The organism is Methylobacterium sp. CM6247 (assembly GCF_054817925.1).
The window spans coordinates 4,490,763-4,508,672 of record NZ_JBTXKX010000003.1 but is presented as its reverse complement, the minus strand read 5'-3'; the positions used below and the strand labels follow the sequence as shown (position 1 = coordinate 4,508,672).

13 protein-coding genes and 1 pseudogene are annotated in these 17,910 nt (G+C 67.0%); 12 read left to right on the top strand and 2 right to left on the bottom strand.

Going from position 1 to position 17,910, the window contains the following annotated elements; translation table 11 throughout:
• Positions 1-180 precede the first annotated feature (180 nt).
• The 10 genes from ACYQOP_RS22335 to ACYQOP_RS22290 all read left to right on the top strand — a co-directional run bounded on the left by ACYQOP_RS22335 (position 181) and on the right by ACYQOP_RS22290 (position 14,327).
• Positions 181-1,470: a CmpA/NrtA family ABC transporter substrate-binding protein gene (locus ACYQOP_RS22335; protein WP_056427653.1), complete on the top strand. Its 1,290-nt coding sequence runs from the start codon at positions 181-183 to the stop codon at positions 1,468-1,470.
• Entirely contained in the window at positions 1,470-2,336 is an 867-nt protein-coding gene (ntrB, locus tag ACYQOP_RS22330; RefSeq protein ID WP_461224203.1) for a nitrate ABC transporter permease, read from the top strand. The genes ACYQOP_RS22335 and ntrB overlap by 1 nt, the downstream gene beginning before the upstream one ends.
• A 75-nt stretch (positions 2,337-2,411) precedes the next feature.
• Entirely contained in the window at positions 2,412-3,206 is a 795-nt protein-coding gene (locus ACYQOP_RS22325; protein WP_311275483.1) for an ABC transporter ATP-binding protein, read from the top strand.
• A gap of 16 nt (positions 3,207-3,222) precedes the next feature.
• Positions 3,223-4,446, top strand: coding sequence for an NAD(P)/FAD-dependent oxidoreductase (locus tag ACYQOP_RS22320; protein WP_461224201.1), 1,224 nt, complete (start codon positions 3,223-3,225; stop codon positions 4,444-4,446).
• An 11-nt stretch (positions 4,447-4,457) separates the two neighbouring features.
• Entirely contained in the window at positions 4,458-6,245 is a 1,788-nt protein-coding gene (locus tag ACYQOP_RS22315; RefSeq protein ID WP_461224199.1) for a NirA family protein, read from the top strand.
• Entirely contained in the window at positions 6,242-7,840 is a 1,599-nt protein-coding gene (locus ACYQOP_RS22310) for a sulfite reductase subunit alpha (protein WP_056453380.1), read from the top strand. The genes ACYQOP_RS22315 and ACYQOP_RS22310 overlap by 4 nt, the downstream gene beginning before the upstream one ends.
• Positions 7,841-8,049: 209 nt before the next feature.
• Positions 8,050-10,728, top strand: coding sequence for a nitrate reductase (locus ACYQOP_RS22305; protein ID WP_461225430.1), 2,679 nt, complete (start codon positions 8,050-8,052; stop codon positions 10,726-10,728).
• A gap of 15 nt (positions 10,729-10,743) precedes the next feature.
• A complete protein-coding gene (gene cysG / locus ACYQOP_RS22300) occupies positions 10,744-12,237 on the top strand; it encodes a siroheme synthase CysG (RefSeq protein ID WP_461224197.1) in 1,494 nt (497 codons plus the stop codon).
• 280 nt (positions 12,238-12,517) lie between these two features.
• Positions 12,518-13,633, top strand: a complete 1,116-nt coding sequence (gene ampH / locus ACYQOP_RS22295) for a D-alanyl-D-alanine-carboxypeptidase/endopeptidase AmpH (protein ID WP_461224195.1) — start codon at positions 12,518-12,520, stop codon at positions 13,631-13,633.
• Positions 13,634-13,748: 115 nt separating this feature from the next.
• On the top strand, positions 13,749-14,327 hold the full coding sequence (locus tag ACYQOP_RS22290; RefSeq protein ID WP_056429330.1) for an SCO family protein: 579 nt from the start codon (positions 13,749-13,751) through the stop codon (positions 14,325-14,327).
• Between the two features lie 22 nt (positions 14,328-14,349).
• Here the strand turns inward: ACYQOP_RS22290 and ACYQOP_RS22285 are convergent.
• Positions 14,350-15,420, bottom strand: a pseudogene (locus ACYQOP_RS22285) (glycosyltransferase family 2 protein); the annotation flags it as partial.
• 222 nt (positions 15,421-15,642) lie between these two features.
• Between ACYQOP_RS22285 and ACYQOP_RS22280 the strand changes: the two are divergent.
• Positions 15,643-15,867, top strand: a complete 225-nt coding sequence (locus ACYQOP_RS22280) for a hypothetical protein (protein WP_461224193.1) — start codon at positions 15,643-15,645, stop codon at positions 15,865-15,867.
• Between the two features lie 569 nt (positions 15,868-16,436).
• On the top strand, positions 16,437-17,225 hold the full coding sequence (locus tag ACYQOP_RS22275; protein WP_461224191.1) for a hypothetical protein: 789 nt from the start codon (positions 16,437-16,439) through the stop codon (positions 17,223-17,225).
• A 397-nt stretch (positions 17,226-17,622) separates the two neighbouring features.
• On the opposite strand, the gene ACYQOP_RS22270 is transcribed toward ACYQOP_RS22275, so the two are convergent.
• Entirely contained in the window at positions 17,623-17,880 is a 258-nt protein-coding gene (locus ACYQOP_RS22270; protein WP_461224189.1) for a helix-turn-helix domain-containing protein, read from the bottom strand.
• Positions 17,881-17,910 lie beyond the last annotated feature (30 nt).

Sequence of the window (17,910 nt, the reverse complement as noted above, 5' to 3'; positions counted from 1 at the left end):
TTGGCACGGAACCTGCTGTGCCTATCCCGCTCGTCAACGGCGACGGGCACGAATGTCGGCAGAGCCGCTGACCCAAGTAACCCGTTGGCGCGCTTTCGCGGCTGCCTTCGGTTGCGTTTGGGCGGCGGTTTTTTTTCGTCTTCGGGTCGACTGCTTAAGCTTCGAGGGATCGAGTTTTCCATGACTGACGGGTTTCAGAACAGCCGCCGCAGCCTCTTGAAGGGCGCCGCCGCGACCTTGTCGCTGGCAGCCCTGGCGCGCACTGCGCTGCCCGGCGGTGCCTTCGCGCAGGGGGCGGGCCCCGAGGTGAAGGGCGCCAAGCTCGGCTTCATCGCGCTCACCGATGCCGGCCCGCTCTTCGTCGCCAAGGAAAAGGGCTTCTTCGCCAAGCACGGCATGCCCGACGTGGAGGTGCTGAAACAGGCGAGCTGGGGCACCACCCGCGACAACCTCGTGCTCGGCTCCGAGGGCAACGGCATCGACGGCGCGCACATCCTGACGCCGATGCCCTACCTCATCAGCGCCGGCCGCGTGACGCAGAACAACGTCCCCGTGCCGATGCAGATCCTGGCCCGGCTCAACACCAACGGCCAGTGCGTCTCGGTGGCCAAGGAGTATCTGGACGCCAAGGTCGCGCTCGATTCCAAGGTGTTCAAGGCCGCGATCGACAAGAAGAAAGCCGCCGGCAAGTCGGTGAAGGCGGCCATGACCTTCCCCGGCGGCACCCACGACCTCTGGATCCGCTACTGGCTCGCCGCCGGCGGGATCGACCCCGACAAGGACATCGAGACCATCGTCGTGCCGCCGCCCCAGATGGTGGCGAACATGAAGGTCGGCACGATGGATTGCTTCTGCGTGGGCGAGCCGTGGAACGCGCAGCTCGTGCAGCAGGGCCTCGGCTACACCGCGCTGACCACCGGCGAATTGTGGAAGGATCACCCGGAGAAGGCGTTCGCCATGCGCGCCTCCTGGGTCGAGAAGAACCCCATCGCCGCCAAGGCTCTGACCATGGCCGTGCTGGAAGCGCAGATGTGGTGCGACAAGCCCGAGAACCGGGATGAGTTCGCCGCCATCGTCGCCAAGCGCCAGTGGATCAACATCCCCGTCGGCGATGTCGCCGGCCGCATGAAGGGCACCATCGATTACGGCGACGGCCGCGTGGTCGAGAACAGCCCCTACGTCATGAAGTTCTTCGCCGACAACGCCTCCTACCCCTACCAGAGCCACGACCTCTGGTTCCTCACCGAGGACATCCGCTGGGGCAAGTTCGACGCGCAGACCGACACCAAGGCGCTCATCGCCAAGGTGAACCGCGAGGATATCTGGCGCGACGCCGCGAAGGCGCTGGGCGTCACCGCGATCCCGAGCTCCACGTCGCGCGGCAAGGAGACCTTCTTCGACGGGAAGGTCTTCGATCCCGCCGATCCCGCCGCCTACCTGTCCAGCCTCGGCATCAAGAGGATCGCGTGATGGCCAACACCTCCACCATCGCCGTGACGGGGGCCGCCGCGAAGCCGGCGGCCAAGGCCCCGCGCAAGCCCCTCGTGACCCTGGCGACGTTCCGCCAGATCGCCGTCAACCTGATCCCGCCGATCGTGGTGCTGATCGCCTTCCTGGTGATCTGGGAGCTGCTGTGCTCGCGGCCCACCGCCGGCCTGCCGCCGCCTTCGCGCGTCGTCACCGAGGCGTGGGACATCATCGCCCACCCGTTCTACGACAATGGCGGCACCGACAAGGGCCTGTTCTGGCACATCTATGCCAGCATCCAGCGCGTCGCCTTCGGCTTCGCCCTGGCCACCATCGTGGGCATCATGGTCGGCACCCTGATCGGCCAGTCGGACTGGGCCATGCGCGGCCTCGACCCGATCTTCCAGGTGCTGCGCACGATTCCGCCGCTGGCCTGGCTGCCGCTCTCCCTCGCGGCGTTCCGCGACGGCCAGCCCTCGGCCATCTTCGTGATCTTCATCACCTCGATCTGGCCGATCATCATCAACACGGCGGTGGGCATCCGCAACATCCCGCAGGATTACCGCAACGTGGCGGCGGTGCTGCGCCTCAACCCGCTCGAATTCTTCGTGAAGATCATGCTGCCCTCGGCGGCTCCCTACATCTTCACGGGGCTTCGCATCGGCGTCGGCCTGTCCTGGCTCGCCATCGTGGCGGCCGAGATGCTCATCGGCGGCGTCGGCATCGGCTTCTTCATCTGGGACGCCTGGAACTCGTCGCACATCTCCGAGATCATCGTCGCCCTCGTCTATGTCGGGGTGATCGGGTTCTTCCTCGACCGGTTCGTGGCCTTCATCGGCACCCTCGTCACCCGCGGCGCCACCGCCTGAACGCCTCCGCACGGCGCGTCGGGCTCTGACCCCGCGCCGTGCCCCGACCGCCTCTCGCAGAGGGACACGAGACCCATGAGCTATCTCAGCATCGAGAATGTCGGCATCAGCTTCACCCGCTCCGGGCGCACCAACGAAGTGCTGCGCGACGTGAGCGTGAAGATCGACAAGGGCGAGTTCGTCTCGCTGATCGGCCATTCCGGCTGCGGCAAGTCGACGGTGCTCAACATCGTGGCCGGGCTGCTCAAGGCCTCCACCGGCGGCGTCCTCCTGGAAGAGAAGGAGGTGAACAGCCCCGGCCCGGACCGCGCCGTGGTGTTCCAGAACCATTCCCTGCTGCCCTGGCTCACCGTGCGCGAGAACGTGGCTTTGGCCGTCGAGAAGGTGCTGAAGGGCAAGAAGACCCGGGCCGAGCGGTCCGAATGGATCGACCACAACCTCGCCCTCGTGAACATGACCCATGCCGCGGACCGTCGCCCCAACGAGATCTCGGGCGGCATGAAGCAGCGCGTCGGCATCGCCCGGGCGCTGGCCATGGAGCCGAAGGTGCTCCTCCTCGACGAGCCGTTCGGGGCGCTGGACGCGCTCACCCGCGCCCATCTGCAGGACTCGCTCATGGACATCCATGCGCGGCTCAAGAACGCCGTCATCATGATCACCCACGATGTCGACGAAGCGGTGCTGCTCTCGGACCGGATCGTGATGATGACCAACGGCCCCTCGGCCACGGTCGGCGAGATCCTCAAGGTCGATCTCGAGCGTCCCCGCCGCCGCCTCGATCTGGTGGAGGACGCCACCTACACCCATGCCCGCGCCGCCGTGCTCGAGTTCCTCTATGCCCGCCACGCCAAACCCGCCATGGCGGCGTGAGGATCGGACGCAGGTCATGAAGGAGCGTCTGGTGGTGATCGGCAACGGCATGGCGTCGTTGCGCTTTCTGGAGCGGCTGACCGAGCGCGCGCCCGGTCGCTACGACGTCACCGTCGTGGGTGCCGAGCCGCAGGCGGCCTATAACCGCGTACTGCTCTCGTCGCTGCTGGGCGGTGAGGTCGACGAGGCCGCCTGCGCCTTTCGTGGCCTCGACTGGTACGAAGCGCACGGCATCCGCCTCATCACCGGCGCGCCGGTGACGCAGGTCGACCGGGAGAACGCCCTCGTCATCGTCGGCGAGACCCATGTCCTGCCCTTCGACAAGCTCGTCCTCGCGGTAGGTTCGCTCCCGATCCGGCTGCCGAAGCCCGGCATGGACCTGCCCGGCATCATCACCTTCCGCGACCTCGCGGACGTGGCGGCCATCCGGAAAGCCGCGGTCACCGGCGCAAAAGCCATCGTCATCGGCGGCGGCCTGCTCGGGCTGGAGGCCGCCGTCGGCCTCGCGCGGCTCGGGGTCGACACGACCCTGCTCCACGTCATGGACCGGCTGATGGAGCGCCAGCTCGACCACCACGCCGCCGGCCTGGTGAAGCGCGCCATGGAATCCCGGGGAATCCGCGTCCTCCTCAAGGCCGATACCGCCCATGTGGAGGGCGACGGCCGGGTCGAGCGCCTCGTCCTGTCGGACGGCACGGTGCTGCCGGCCGACCTCGTGGTGATGTCGGTGGGGGTACGCCCCAACGCCTTCCTCGCCCAGGGCGCCGGGCTCGAAGTCGGGCGCGGCATCAAGGTCGACGACCGGATGACGAGCTCCGATCCGCGCATCTTCGCTCTCGGCGAATGCGCCGAGCATCGCGGCATGGTCTACGGCCTCGTCGAGCCCGCCTACGACCAGGCCGAAGTGCTGAGCCGCCACCTCGTCGGCGAAGACGCCGCCTATCTCGGCACCTCGCTGGCCACCAGCCTCAAGGTCTCGGGCCTGCCGGTCTTCTCGGCCGGGGAGATCGAAGCGCCCGAACATGCCGAGACGGTGGTGATGTCGGATCCCGGCCTCGGCCTCTACCGCAAGCTGATCATCGGCGACGGCAAGCTCCTCGGCGCCGTCTTCGTCGGCGACATCGCCGAACAGGGCTGGTGCAAGACGCTGATCCGCACCGGCGAACCCATCGCCGATCACCGCGACGACCTGATGTTCGGGCGCGTCCACGCCCCCGATTCCCAATCCCTGGCAGCATGATGGAGGCTTCCATGGCCGACGATTTCAACGCCGAGCAGAAGCGCTACCTCGAAGGCTTCGCCTCGGGCATCGCCGCCGCGCGCCTCACCGGCGGCCTCGCCCTCGGGCAGGGTGTCGCCGCGCCCTCCGAGCCGACCGGCCCGGACGCGATCCACATCAAGGCCCAGGACGCCACGGTGAAGGCCGGCGGCAAGCTCTGCGACCAGGAGAAGTGGAAGCGGGCGGAGAACCCTTTCGACGGCCATAACCGCCTGATCGCCGAGGCCGCCACCGGCAAGGCCCCGAAGCCGGAGGACAATTTCCGCTGGCGTTATCACGGCCTGTTCTGGCTCGCCCCGGCCAGCGGCGACTTCATGTGCCGCCTGCGCATCCCCAACGGCATCCTGCAGCATTGGCAGTTCGCCGGTATCGCGGATCTGGCCGATGCCCATGGCGGCGGCTACAGCCATGTCACCACCCGCGCCAACCTCCAGGTCCGCGAGATCACGGCGGAGCACGGCCAGCCCTTCCTCGACGGTCTGATCGACCTCGGCCTCACCGCGCGCGGCTCGGGCGCGGACAACATCCGCAACGTGACCGGCTCGCCGGTGGCCGGGATCGACGCCCAGGAACTCCTCGACACGCGGCCCCTGGCGAAATCCTGGCACAACTGGATCATCAACGACCGTTCGCTCTACGGCCTGCCGCGCAAGTTCAACGTCGCCTTCGACGGCGGCGGCGTGATGCCGGTGCTGGAAGAGACCAACGATATCGGCTTCCAGGCGGTGAAGGTTCTCGACGGCGCGGCCGTGGAGCCCGGCATCTGGATGCGCCTCGTGCTCGGCGGCATCTCCGGCCACCGCGATCTCGCCCGCGATACCGGCGTGGTGCTGAAGCCCGAGGCCTGCAACAAGGTCGCCGACGCGATCCTGCGGGTCTTCATCAAGAACGGCGACCGGACCAACCGCAACAAGAGCCGGATGAAATACGTCCTCGATGCCTGGGGCTTCGACAAGTACCTCGCCGCCGTCGAGGAGGAACTCGGCTACACGCTCGACCGGGTCGACCCCGCCCATCTCGCCCCGCGCGGGCCCATGGACCGCTTCTCCCATGTGGGCGTCCACAAACAGGTCCAGCCGGGCCTGAACTGGATCGGGGTGATCCTGCCCGTGGGCAAGATGACCTCCGACCAGATGCGGGAATTGGCAAAGATCTCGTCGGAATGCGGCGACGGCGCCATCCGCATGACGGTATGGCAGAACTTTCTGTTCTCCGGCGTGCCCGACGCCAAGGTGGCCGAGGTCCAGGCCCGCGTGGCAGCGCTCGGCCTCACCACGGAAGCCTCCAGCATCCGCGCCGGCCTGGTGGCCTGCACCGGCAACAAGGGCTGCAAGTTCGCCGCCTCGGACACGAAGGGCCACGCGCTCGTCATCGCCGATTACATGGAGGCTCACCTGCCGGAACTCGACGTGCCCGTGAACGTGCACGTCACCGGCTGCCACCATAGCTGCGCCCAGCATTACATCGGCGATATCGGCCTCATCGGCGCGAAGGTCGTCGTCTCGGAGGAGGGCGACACCGTCGAGGGCTACGACATCGTCGTCGGCGGCGGCTTCGGCGACAGTCCGAAGATCGGCACCGAGATCTGGAAGGCGGTGAAGGCGGAAGATTGTCCGTCCCGGATCGAGGCGCTGCTGCGCAGCTACCTCGCCCGCCGCGAGAGCCAGGCCGAGAGCTTCCAGGCCTTCACCGCGCGCACCGGCCCGGAGAGCCTCCGCAGCCTCGCCGAAGATCAACCCGTCCTGAAGGCCGCAGCATGAGCGAGCACGTCATTCCCCCGCTCGTTCTCATCCCCGAGAACGCCCCGTTCAACCCGGACCAGCGTTCCTGGCTGTCCGGCTATTTCGCCGCCCTGCTCGGCCCCGCAGTGGAGGGCGCGACGGCCCTCGCGCCCGGCGATACGGGTGGCGGGCCGAAGCTCGCCGACAATGACGACGCGCCCTGGCACGACCCGTCGATGCCGCTGCCCGACCGGATGGAGCTCGCCAAGGAGCGGCCGGAGGCGCAGAAGCTCATGGCCGCCATGGCGCAGCAGGATTGCGGACAATGCGGCTATAATTGCGCGGATTACGCCAACGCCCTGTTCCTGAAGAAGGAAGAGCGCCTGAACCTGTGCCAGCCGGGGGGCAAGGACACCCTCCGCATGCTCAAGAAGCTGGATGAGGAATTCGGCGCGAGCGGCGGCGCGAAAGCGGCCGAAGCGGGGGAGGGCGAGGCCAAGGCGGAGGCGCCCCTCGGACCGCTCGGCTATTGCCGCGAGAACCCGGTGGAGGCTGTGTTCCTCTCCCGCACCCGCCTCAACGAGCCGGGCGGCGAGAAGGAGACCTGGCATGTCGAGATCGATCTCACGGGCACGCCCATCGAGTACGTGGTCGGCGATTCCCTCGGGCTCTTCCCCTCGAACCCGCCGGCCCTGGTGGATGCGATCATCGCCGAACTCGGCACCCGGCCCGAGCGCATGATCGGCGGCCAGACCCTGCGGAACCGGCTGATCAAGGATTACTCCCTGGGCGCCGCGCCGGATGGGCTCTACCAGCTCCTCTCCCTCCTCACCTCGGGGGAGGCGCGCAAGAAGGCGCGGGCGCTCTCGGCGGGCGAGGACCCGGACGGGGACGCCGCCTATCTCGACGTGCTCGGCGCGCTTCACAAGTTTCCCGGCGCCCGGCCCGACGCGGAGGTCTTCCTGGAAGCCCTCGACGAGCTGCAGCCCCGCCTCTACTCGATCTCCTCATCGCCGAAGGCCGATCCGGGCCGGGTCTCGCTCACGGTCGACGCGGTGCGCTACAACCACCGCTCACGGCTCCGTCTGGGTGTCGCCTCGACCCATCTCGGCGAACGCATTGCCGAGAAGACCACGGTCAAGGTCTACCTGCAGAAGGCGCACGGCTTCGCCCTGCCGGAGGATTTGTCGAAGGACGTCATCATGTGCGGGCCGGGCACCGGCATCGCACCGTTCCGCGCCTTCCTGCGCGAGCGCGCCGCGACCCAGGCGCCGGGCCGCAACTGGCTGTTCTACGGCCACCAGCGCCAGGCCAGCGACTTCTTCTACAAGGACGAGCTGAACGCGCTGAAGGACGGCAAGGTGCTCACCCGCCTGTCCCTCGCCTGGTCGCGGGACGGCACCGAGAAGACCTATGTGCAGGATCGCATGCGCGAGAACGGTGCGGACCTGTGGAAATGGCTCGAAGGCGGCGCCCATTTCTACGTCTGCGGTGATGCCAAGCGCATGGCCAAGGATGTGGAGCGGGCGATCATCGACGTCGCCGGACAGTTCGGCGGCAAGAACCCCGACGAGGCCGTGGCCTACCTCGCCCATCTCAAGAAGACCGGGCGGTATCAGGCCGACGTGTATTAGCACACGCCAAACCCTCCCCCCTCCGCGGGGGAGGGTGCCTGCGAAGCAGACGGGAGAGGGGCAGCGCGACCTCTCCGAATGGGGCAGTGCTCCCCTCTCCCGACCCGCATTAGCGGGCCACCCTCCCCCGCAGAGGGGGGAGGGAGATGCGCACATCCGGCCCGACTTTTGCTGCCCTTCGAACCCTGGAATTCGCCGAGGATTTCGCCATGAACGCGCACGTCCAGGCACCCGCCGCCGCCGTGAAGACCACCTGCCCGTATTGCGGCGTCGGCTGCGGTGTGATCGCCACGCCGGACGGGGCAGGCGGGGCGGGGATTGCCGGCGATACCGAGCACCCGGCCAATTTCGGCCGCCTCTGCTCCAAGGGCTCCGCCCTCGGCGAGACCCTGTCCCTCGACAACCGCCTGCTGCATCCCGTCGTCGACGGCGTGCGGTCGAGCTGGGAATCGGCACTCGGCACCGTGGCCGGCGGGCTACGGAAGGTCGCCGAGCAGCACGGCCCGGATTCGATCGCCTTCTACCTGTCCGGACAGCTCCTCACCGAGGATTACTACGTCGCCAACAAGCTCGCGAAGGGCTTCCTCGGCACGCCGCATGTGGACACCAATTCGCGCCTTTGCATGTCGAGCGCGGTGGCGGCCCACCGCCGCGCCTTCGGTTCGGACACGGTGCCGGGCTGCTACGAGGATCTCGACGAGGCCGATCTCATCGTGCTGGTCGGCTCCAACACCGCCTGGTGCCATCCGATCCTGTTCCGCCGCATGGTCGATGCGCGCGCCAAGCGCGGCACCAAGCTCGTCGTGATAGACCCGCGCCGAACCCAGACGGGGGAGGAGGCCGACCTCTTCCTCGGTCTCAAGCCGGGCACCGACACCGCCCTGTTCTCAGGCCTCCTCGTGCATCTCGCGAGCGCGGGCGCCCTCGATTACCGCTTCGTCCTCGACCACACGACGGGCTTCGAGGGGGCGCTCGAACGCGCGCGCTCGATCGCGCCGGACATCGCCGCGACGGCGGCCGCCACCGGCCTCTCGGAGGCGGATGTCGGCGCCTTCTTCGCGCTGTTCACCCGCACGAAGCGCGTCGTCACCGGCTTCTCGCAGGGGGTCAACCAGTCGGCGCAGGGGACCGACAAGGGCAATGCGATCATCAATTGCCACCTCGCCACCGGCCGCATCGGCCAGCCCGGCGCGGGGCCGCTCTCCCTCACCGGCCAGCCCAACGCCATGGGTGGCCGCGAGGTCGGCGGGCTCGCCAACATGCTCGCCGCCCACATGCATTTCGCGCCCGAGGAAGTGGACCGGGTCCGCCGGTTCTGGTCGGCGCCCAACATCATCACCGGCGAGGGCATGAAGGCCGTCGCCCTGTTCGAGGCGGTGGAGCGCGGCAAGATCAAGGCCCTCTGGGTGATGGGCACCAACCCCGTCGTGTCGATGCCCCGTGCCGACGCGATCCGCGAAGCGATCAAGGGGCTCGATCTCTACGTCGTCTCCGAGGCCGTGTCCGACAGCGACACCGCCATGGCGACGGGCCGGAAGACCGTGCTGCTGCCGGCCCAGGCCTGGGGCGAGAAGGACGGCACCGTCACCAATTCCGAGCGGCGCATCTCGCGCCAGCGCAGCTTCCTGAAGGCTCCCGGCGAGGCGCGGGCGGATTGGGCGATCATCAGCGACGTGGCCAAGCGCCTCGGCCACGGCGAGGCCTTCGCCTATCCGAACGCCGCCGCGATCTTCCGCGAACATGCCTCGCTCTCGGCCTTCGAGAATAACGGCAGCCGCGACTTCGACATCGGCGCGGTGAGCGACATCTCCGATACCGCCTATGCCGGGGCGGCGCCCGTGCAATGGCCCCTGACGAAGCGTGGGGGAAAGCAGGGCCGGCAGAGGCTCTTCGCCGACGGGCAGTTCTTCACCTTCGACAAGCGCGCCCGCTTCGTCGCCGTACAGCCCCCGGCGCTGGCGCAGGCCGTGAGCGCGGACTACCCCTTCGTGCTCAATACCGGACGGGTCCGCGACCATTGGCACACGATGACGCGCACCGGGAAGAGCCAGCGCCTCTCGGCCCATCGCGACGTGCCCTTCGTGGAGATCCACCCCGATGACGCAACCGCGATGGGCGTGGTCCATGGCGGCCTCGCCACGGTCTCCACCGCCCATGGCGCGGCGGTGCTGGAAGTGATGGTGGGGGAGGGTATGCGCCGGGGCGACCTCTTCGCGGCTTTCCACTGGAGCGGGGCCACCGCGTCGGAGGGGCGCGTCGGCGCCCTCGCACGCGGCATCCCCGATCCGGTCTCCGGGCAGCCCGAGCTGAAGGCGACGCCGTCCGCCATCGCGCCGGCGGTCTATCGCAGCCGAGGCTTCCTGCTCACCCGCGACCAGAAGTCTCTCCCCGCCGGCTGGTGGTGGGCGCGCGCGACGATCCAGGGCGGATCCGGGCTGCACTTCGCCACCCAGGAGAGCTCGCGCGAAGTCGCGCTGATGCTGAGGGGGATGTTCCAAGGCCTCGAGATCGCGGAATACGCAGACCACGCCCGTGGCCGCTACCGTTTCGCCGCCTATGACGGGGAGCGTCTCGTCGCCTGTCTGGCCCTGACGCCCGGCGACGCGAAGCCGGGCTGGGAATCGGAGAAGGCCTATTTCGCCGCTCCTAACCTCGAACCCTCCGCCCGACGCGCCCTGCTCTCAGGCCGGGCCGAGACGGCCTCCGCCGGTCCGACCGTCTGCGCCTGCCACGGGGTCGGCCTCGACGTCATCACCGCCACCATCGCGGCCGGCGCTCACAGCGTCGAGGCGGTGGGTGCCGCCTGCAAGGCCGGCACGAATTGCGGCTCGTGCATCCCAGAGATCCGCAAGCTGCTGCCGCAGGCGCTTGCGCGCGACGCCGCATAAGCTCATTTTCACGCCATGAGCACGCCCCGCCAGCCCCGGGAAACCCGACCCGCCGGAATCGCCGCCCGTGAGGGCGCCGGACATGCCGGTCTCGAACCGCTGGCGGTCCTGCCGGTCTTCGTGCCGCTGCAGGGCAAACGCGCGGTGCTGGCCGGGTCCAATGGCGGCGCGCCGTGGAAGGTGAAGCTGCTCGCCGCCGCCGGGGCCGATGTCGACGTCTACGCGCCGGAGCCCAGCGACGAGTTGCGCGCAGTGCCGGGCGAGATCGTCGCCGGCAGCGTCACCCTGCATGAGCGCCGGTGGCAGCCCTCCGACCTCCAGGGCGCGGCCTTCTGCATCGGCGCCATGGAGGACGAGGCCGATTGCATCGCCTTCGTCGCGGCGGCGCGGGCGACAGGCGCCATCGTCAACGCCGTCGACCGGCCGCATCTCTGCGACGTGAAGTTCGGCGCCATCGTCAATCGTTCGCCCATGGTGGTGGGCATCTCGACGGAGGGCGCGGCTCCGGTCTTCGGGCAGACGGTGCGTGCCCGGATCGAGGGCATGCTGCCGCGCGGGTTCAAGGCCTGGATCGGTGCCGCCCGCGACTGGCGCGAGGAGGTCACGAGCCGCTTCCACGCCTTCTCCGACCGCCGCGCCTTCTGGGAGCGGTTCACGGATCGCGCCTTCGCCGAGCCGGACCGGGCTCCCACCGAGGCGGACCTCGCCGAGCTTCTCGGCCAGACGGACGCCGCACCGAAGGGTGGGGCGGTGACACTCGTCGGCTCGGGGCCGGGCGATGCCGAGCTCCTGACGCTGAAGGCCCTGCGGGCGCTCCGCAACGCCGACGTGATCCTCTACGACGATCTCGTGGCGCCCGAGATCCTCGATTATGCCCGCCGCGAGGCGCGCACCATGCTGGTCGGCAAGACCGGGCACGGGCCCTCCTGCCGCCAGGACGACATCAACGCGCTGATGGTGCAGCTCGCCAAATCCGGCAAGCAGGTGGTGCGCCTGAAATCCGGCGATCCCCTCGTCTTCGGCCGGGCCGGCGAGGAGATCGATGCCTGCCATCAGGCGGGAATCCCCGTGAGCGTGGTGCCGGGCATCTCGGCGGCACAGGGGGCGGCCGCGTCGCTGGGCGTCTCCCTGACCAACCGCGACTCGGCGCGACGCCTGCAATTCGTCACCGGCCACGACCGCCGCGGCACTCTGCCGTCTGACCTGAACTGGGGGGCGCTCGCCGATCCGAGCGTGACCACCGTGGTCTACATGCCGAAAAAGACCCTGCGCGAGCTTCTCGAACGCGCCGTCGCCGAGGGTCTGGCCCCGGCCACCCCCGCGCTCCTCGTCTTCAACGCCACCCGGCCCAACCAAGCCGTCGTGTCGGGCACAGCCGCCGACCTGGCGGACCGGGTGGAGGCATCGGGCTACGACGGGCCGGCCCTGCTGATGCTGGGCGAGGCTTTGCGGCTGCACGGGGTCGAGGTGATCGCGGCAACGCCCGAGCCGGACAAGCTCGCAATCTGACAATCGGTCGGCCTTCATCGGACAAGGCGCGGCTTCCATTTCACCGGGAGGATGCTGAGGTCTGCCCCGTCGGTCGCCCGCTCCGGCGCGAGAGCGCCACCCTGGCCGGCGATCGTGGCAAGGGAGGCGAGAGCTGAAACAAAGGCTCCCGGATGCGCGAACGCCCCTGGGAACGGTGTCACGACCAAACATCTGTGAATCGACGCGGTGGCCCCCACGCCCGATAGGCTTGCACCAGGTGCGATGCGTGTAGAGTTCCGACCAGAATCGGAGCCACGCCGTGATCAAGCGATTCGTTGCCCTCGCCCTCGCCCTGTCGCTCGCGACGACGACACATGCAGCGAGCGCCGACGATCCGGTGATCGCGGCGGCGACGGACTTGACCGGTGACGTCCTGTTCCTCGAATCCGGGGCGCCCGGTATGATCCTGGTGGTCGTGCGGGGGGACGGGACCTTCATCTGCGGCTACGGCGAGACCGAGAAGGGCAACGGCATCACGCCCGATGGAACGAGTCTCGTGCGACTCAACTCCATCACCAAGGTCTTCACCACGGAAGTCCTGGCCTCCCTCGCCACGGAGAGGAAGCTCTCCCTCGCCGATCCGCTGCAGAGCTTCGCGCCGCAGATGAAGGTTCCGGCCTTCGAAGGGCGCCCCATCACCCTCCTCGACCTCGCAACCTATTCGGGCGCCCTACCGCGCGAGATGGGACACGCCCCCGAAGGCACGAATCCCCGCGCCTGGCCGACCCGCGACGACCGCTGGTCCTGGCTCGGCAACTACACGCTGCCTTGGGCCCCCGGCACCGTCACGTCCTATTCGAATGTGGGGTTCGACCTCCTGGCCGATGCGGTCGGGACGGCAGGCGGCGCGTCCTATGCGAACGTGCTGCGCGGCCACGTCACCGCGCCTCTCGGAATGCTGGATACGGTTCTCTCGCCGACACCGGAGCAATGCGCCCGGCTGATGATCGGTTCGGGCCTCGGCGGCCCGGCCACCTGCGTCGACACCCAGGCGACGGGGGGAAGCGGCGGCCTCTATAGCACCGGCAACGACATGGCCCGCTGGCTCCGGCACAACGTCACCGCCACGAGCGGCGCGCTCGCCCTGAGCCACGCGGTCTACCGCCAGCGCCAATCGATGCCGGCGGCGATCGGCTTCGACGAAGCGTCGCCCATGGCGGGCCTCGCCCTCGGCTGGGTGGCCCTGGCGGCCAAGGGGAACGAACCCGCGATGCTGGCGAAGAGCGGGGGAGGCGCCGGCTTCATGAGCTACGTCGCCTTCGCGCCGGGGCGCGACGTCGGGGTCTTCGTCGTCATCAACAGCATCGATTTCGCGGCCTTCGCCACCTTGACCAGCACCGCCCACAAGCTGATCGCCGCCCTCGCGACCCGCTGACCGGGGTGGAGAAGCCGGGTCCACGGAGCCCACCGGCGACACATTGACGGTTGCCCGCATCTCCGGCCCATGCTCTTGCCGCAGCGTCCCCCCGGAACCGGCTTGAAGGCTCCCCATGCGTCGCGCCCTTCCCCTCATCCTCTTCGCCCTCGGCCTCGTGGCGCTCGGCGTCGCGGCCACCGTGATGCTCGTGCCGAAGGCGGGGCAGGTGGCGACCAGCAGCGTCGGCGGCCCCTTCACCCTCACCGACCAGGACGGACGGCGCGTCACCGAGCGGGATTTCGCCGGGGCGACCCATCTGGTCTTCTTCGGATTCACGCATTGCCCCGATGTCTGCCCGACGACGCTGCAGCAGATCGGCGACGTGCTCCAGGCGCTCGGCCCCAAGGGCAAGGACACGAAGGCGCTGTTCATCGCGGTCGACCCCGAGCGCGACACGCCCGAGGCCCTGAAGACCTACCTCGCCAGTTTCGATCCCCGCATCGTCGGCCTCACCGGCTCGCAGGAGGAGGTCAACGCGGCCGTGAAGGCCTACCGCGCCTATGTCCGCAAGGTGCCGACCAAGGGGGACGACTACACGATGGAGCACACGGCTTTGGTCTACATCATGGACGGCCGGAACCGCTTCGTGAACGCCCTCAACCTGACGAAACCCGCCGACCAGACGGCGGCGGAACTCGCCAAGGCGCTGTAACGCGTCATGGTGCCGTGCCCGGTCATCGCGGTGGGTGCGGTGTCAGCGCCCCGCTGCGCGAGGTGCGGGACAGGCCGTGTTCGGTCTTGTTCCAGCGGTCTGGCGCCAGGATCAGCTCGATCACCCCGCGCCAGGCGGCGAGGCTGACGAGCAGGAAATAGGCCGGCAGCAGGGGCACGAAGGGGACGAGATCGTGCCAGCCCCGTCGCCGGCAGCCGATATAGGCGGGCAGCAACATCGCCACGAAGCCGGAGACAAGGACCGTGATCGCGGTGCCGGTGGGCAGATTCGCCCAGAAATCGCTCCCCGCCTCGATCCGGCCCGGCCACAGGGAGACCACGGCCGGCAGCATCAGGAACGGGTAGGCCAGGGCCGAGACCACCGTACCGGGGATGAGGGCCAGCGCGCAGAGGCTCGCCAGGGGGCCGAGTTCGCGGAAGGTCGCCATGGGGGTGCGGCCATGGGTGAGGCTGGTCTGGAGGAAGCCCTTCATCCAGCGGGTGCGCTGGTTGAGCCAGGCCTTGTAGCGGGCCGGCGCCTCCTCGATCGTGCTGCTCGGCAGATCACCCACATCGTAGCCGGCCCGCGCCAGCCGCAGACCGAGATCGGCATCCTCGGTGACATTCCAGGCATCCCATCCGCATACGGCGCGAAGGATATGGGTCCGGAAATGGGTGGAGGTGCCGCCGAGCGGCGTCGGCAGCCGCCACGCCGCCAGTGCCGGGCCGAGCACGTCGAACAGGGCCGTGTATTCGAGGGCGAAGCACCGGGTGAGCCAGGAATCGCGGGCATTGTCGATGACGAGGCGGCCCTGCAGGCAGGCCGTGCGTGGGGAGGCGCGGGCGAAGGCTGCGGCCGCCGCCCGCAACTGGCCGGGATCGGGCACGTCTTCCGCGTCGTAGACCACGAGGCAGCTTCCCCGCGCCAGGGGCAGGGCGGCGTTGAGGGCGCGCGGCTTGGTCTTTGGCAGCCCCGGCGGCACGACGACGACCTCCACATGTGCCGGCAGGGCGAGGCAGGCGAGCGCCCCCGCCGTGGCGGCATCGTCGGCCTCGGTGAGGAGCTTGATGTCGAGCTTCGCCACCGGGTAATCGCGGTCTTATGCAGCAACCTCACCCAAAAGCGTTGAGGTGAGTACGGCGGTATGATGCGGATCAACCGATCCGGCATTCTGTCTGAGATCGTAGAAAACAAGCCGTCATCGTTTACGAATCCCCCTCATTGGGGGAATGTCGCAAACTGCCGTTGGGTATCGTGGATTTCGGCAGCTGAGAGAGTATTGCGCTCCCTCCCTTTCAAAAAGCGGAGCGCAGCCATGTCGGATGGCTCATCATCACGGTCGGACTCACTCACTGAGCCGCGCGCTCCCGCTTATCGGGCAATCATCATCGCCAAGAGCGGGACAGTTGTGAACGCCCTGCGTCTTCAGGCCGAAGACGATGAGCAAGCCTGTGAGCACGCCAAGGCAATGGTGGACGGCCACGCCGTTGAACTATGGGATGGCTTGCGCTTCATCGAGCATTTCCCGCCCGTCGATTAGGGGGCGGTGGTGACGGGCGGCGCTACCGGAGGGTATTCGTAGTTCGGCTTGAGAGACGAGATTTTGCTAAGGATTTCTCTCGACTCCCTCAGAAGCAAGCGGCTCTGCGCTAATTCTGCACGAATGTCGCGACTCAATTGCGTCGTGTGGCGAATAAGATCCTGAGTTGACTCGGGAACTTGGTTTTCTGCCGGATCAAGGACGTTGAACATAAGCTCACCAGATTGGCGTGGAGGTAAAGCCCCAGCGATCTGATTACCGACGCGTGAGTTCTTCTCTTTGGGAGGACAGCGTTATGAGGCCATCTTTCGATCGGCGCACTCACCTGAGTTGGGGTTGTCGAGTTTATTCGTGCCCCAAACAGAAACGGCGGCACATGAGATGCCGTCTCGTTTATAATCTTCCACCCTCACCTAAACTCCTTGAGGTGAGCGGGCCGGTTCGGACCTTATAAGTTCCGCACCTCACAACCTTCCAACCTCATATCCTCCCATCCTTCCGCTCCCGCGAGAGGGAGGCTTGCATAATGCGAGAGACTAGGGGATCATGATGAGAGTTGAGGGTGTCCCGTGTCCGATTCGTCTCCCTGGAGCTTTAGCTTGACCCGCGAGGATATCCTCGCGCGCCGGGTTAAACGCGCTGAGATCATGGGTGAGATAGAGACGCTACAGAAGCAGCTTGCCGAAGAGGATCGTTGGCTTGAGGCGGTGAAGCTTATTGTTCCGGCATCCCTCCTCGCAGGTATAGAAGAGGCGATAGAGGGCGCGCAGGAAGGCTCGGAGCGATCATCAATCTGGCGTGAAGCGGCAATTGAAGCTTTACTATCTGCCGATCGTGGAATGCTTCCAAAGGAACTCGCTCAATTCATTAAAGAGCATGGGAGCAACGATGCCAAGGATAGGATAGTTCGCAATCCTAATGGCCTTTATAACGCCTTAAGTCGGATGGTTAGGGACGATCAAGTTATAAAGCTGGGCGACAAGTTTTATTTGCCCGGCCTATATCATGCATTGGAACAGAGCGGGGAGCTTGAAGAAGACGCTGATGATCGAAGCATGATGGGCGTAGGCGCATTCATTCTAAGTCTTTTCAGCGAAAACGACCGTTTTTTACCGCGCGATATTATATCGAAGATGCGCGAGCACGAAGAATATGCAGAGAGGATCGAGAGCAACCCGCAGTATGGCTACAGCGCCATCGCACGGTTGGTTCGGCAGAGGCGCCTAGAAAAAGACGGCAGCCACTACCTTTTACCTCTCAAAAAGAATGAGCCGGCCGACGTGTCACCGTCGTCCGGCTCAGATGCCGAGCTAGTCAACACGGTCGAAAGCCTACCGGGCTTTCTCCGAGGTCGCTAGCTCCTCATTCCACCCCGCGTCCGTCCGGCGCTAACGAAGGAGAATGTCATGGTCGGCCACCATGAACTCAGAAGAGCATTTTAGAATGAGGCCGGTGTTAGCGCACCGGCCTCATTCAGAACCAAACAATCCAGCTACCTTCCGATTTGGACGGCGACAGAGAATGCAAGGCCCCACGGCTTAATCATCGCATCTCTGTCGCCTCGGTTCAAGCCGGGAGATCACCTCGCATCTAGCGACAAGGATTTCCCATGCCTTTCGAGTTCCCCTGCGATCATCTCACCGCCTGTCATATCCTCCATGCCGTTCTCGTGGAGCGGTGGAGTCAGCAAAAGGCGTCCCACTACTTTTGTGTGAACGGCGGCACGGTCTCTAAGATCGTGCGCGGCCTGTCGCATCACGGCGCTTCGCCGCTGCCGTTCTGATCCGTCGCGCCGGGGTTGCCCGAAACGGTAATCCCGGCCGGCTCTTCAAGGAACGTGACGCCGGCTTCCTCGAATGACCGCCGCATTGCCAAGAGGTTGTTGACGATAGGTTTTCTGAGCCCGTTCTCAAACTGGCGGATCGTACTCAGGCCGATGTTGGCGCGCTTAGAGAGGTCGGGCTGCGACCAGTTCAACCATCCTCGGGCGGCACGGCATTGCTCAGGGCTCATCGTCATTGAGAGCTAGGGTATGACAATTTT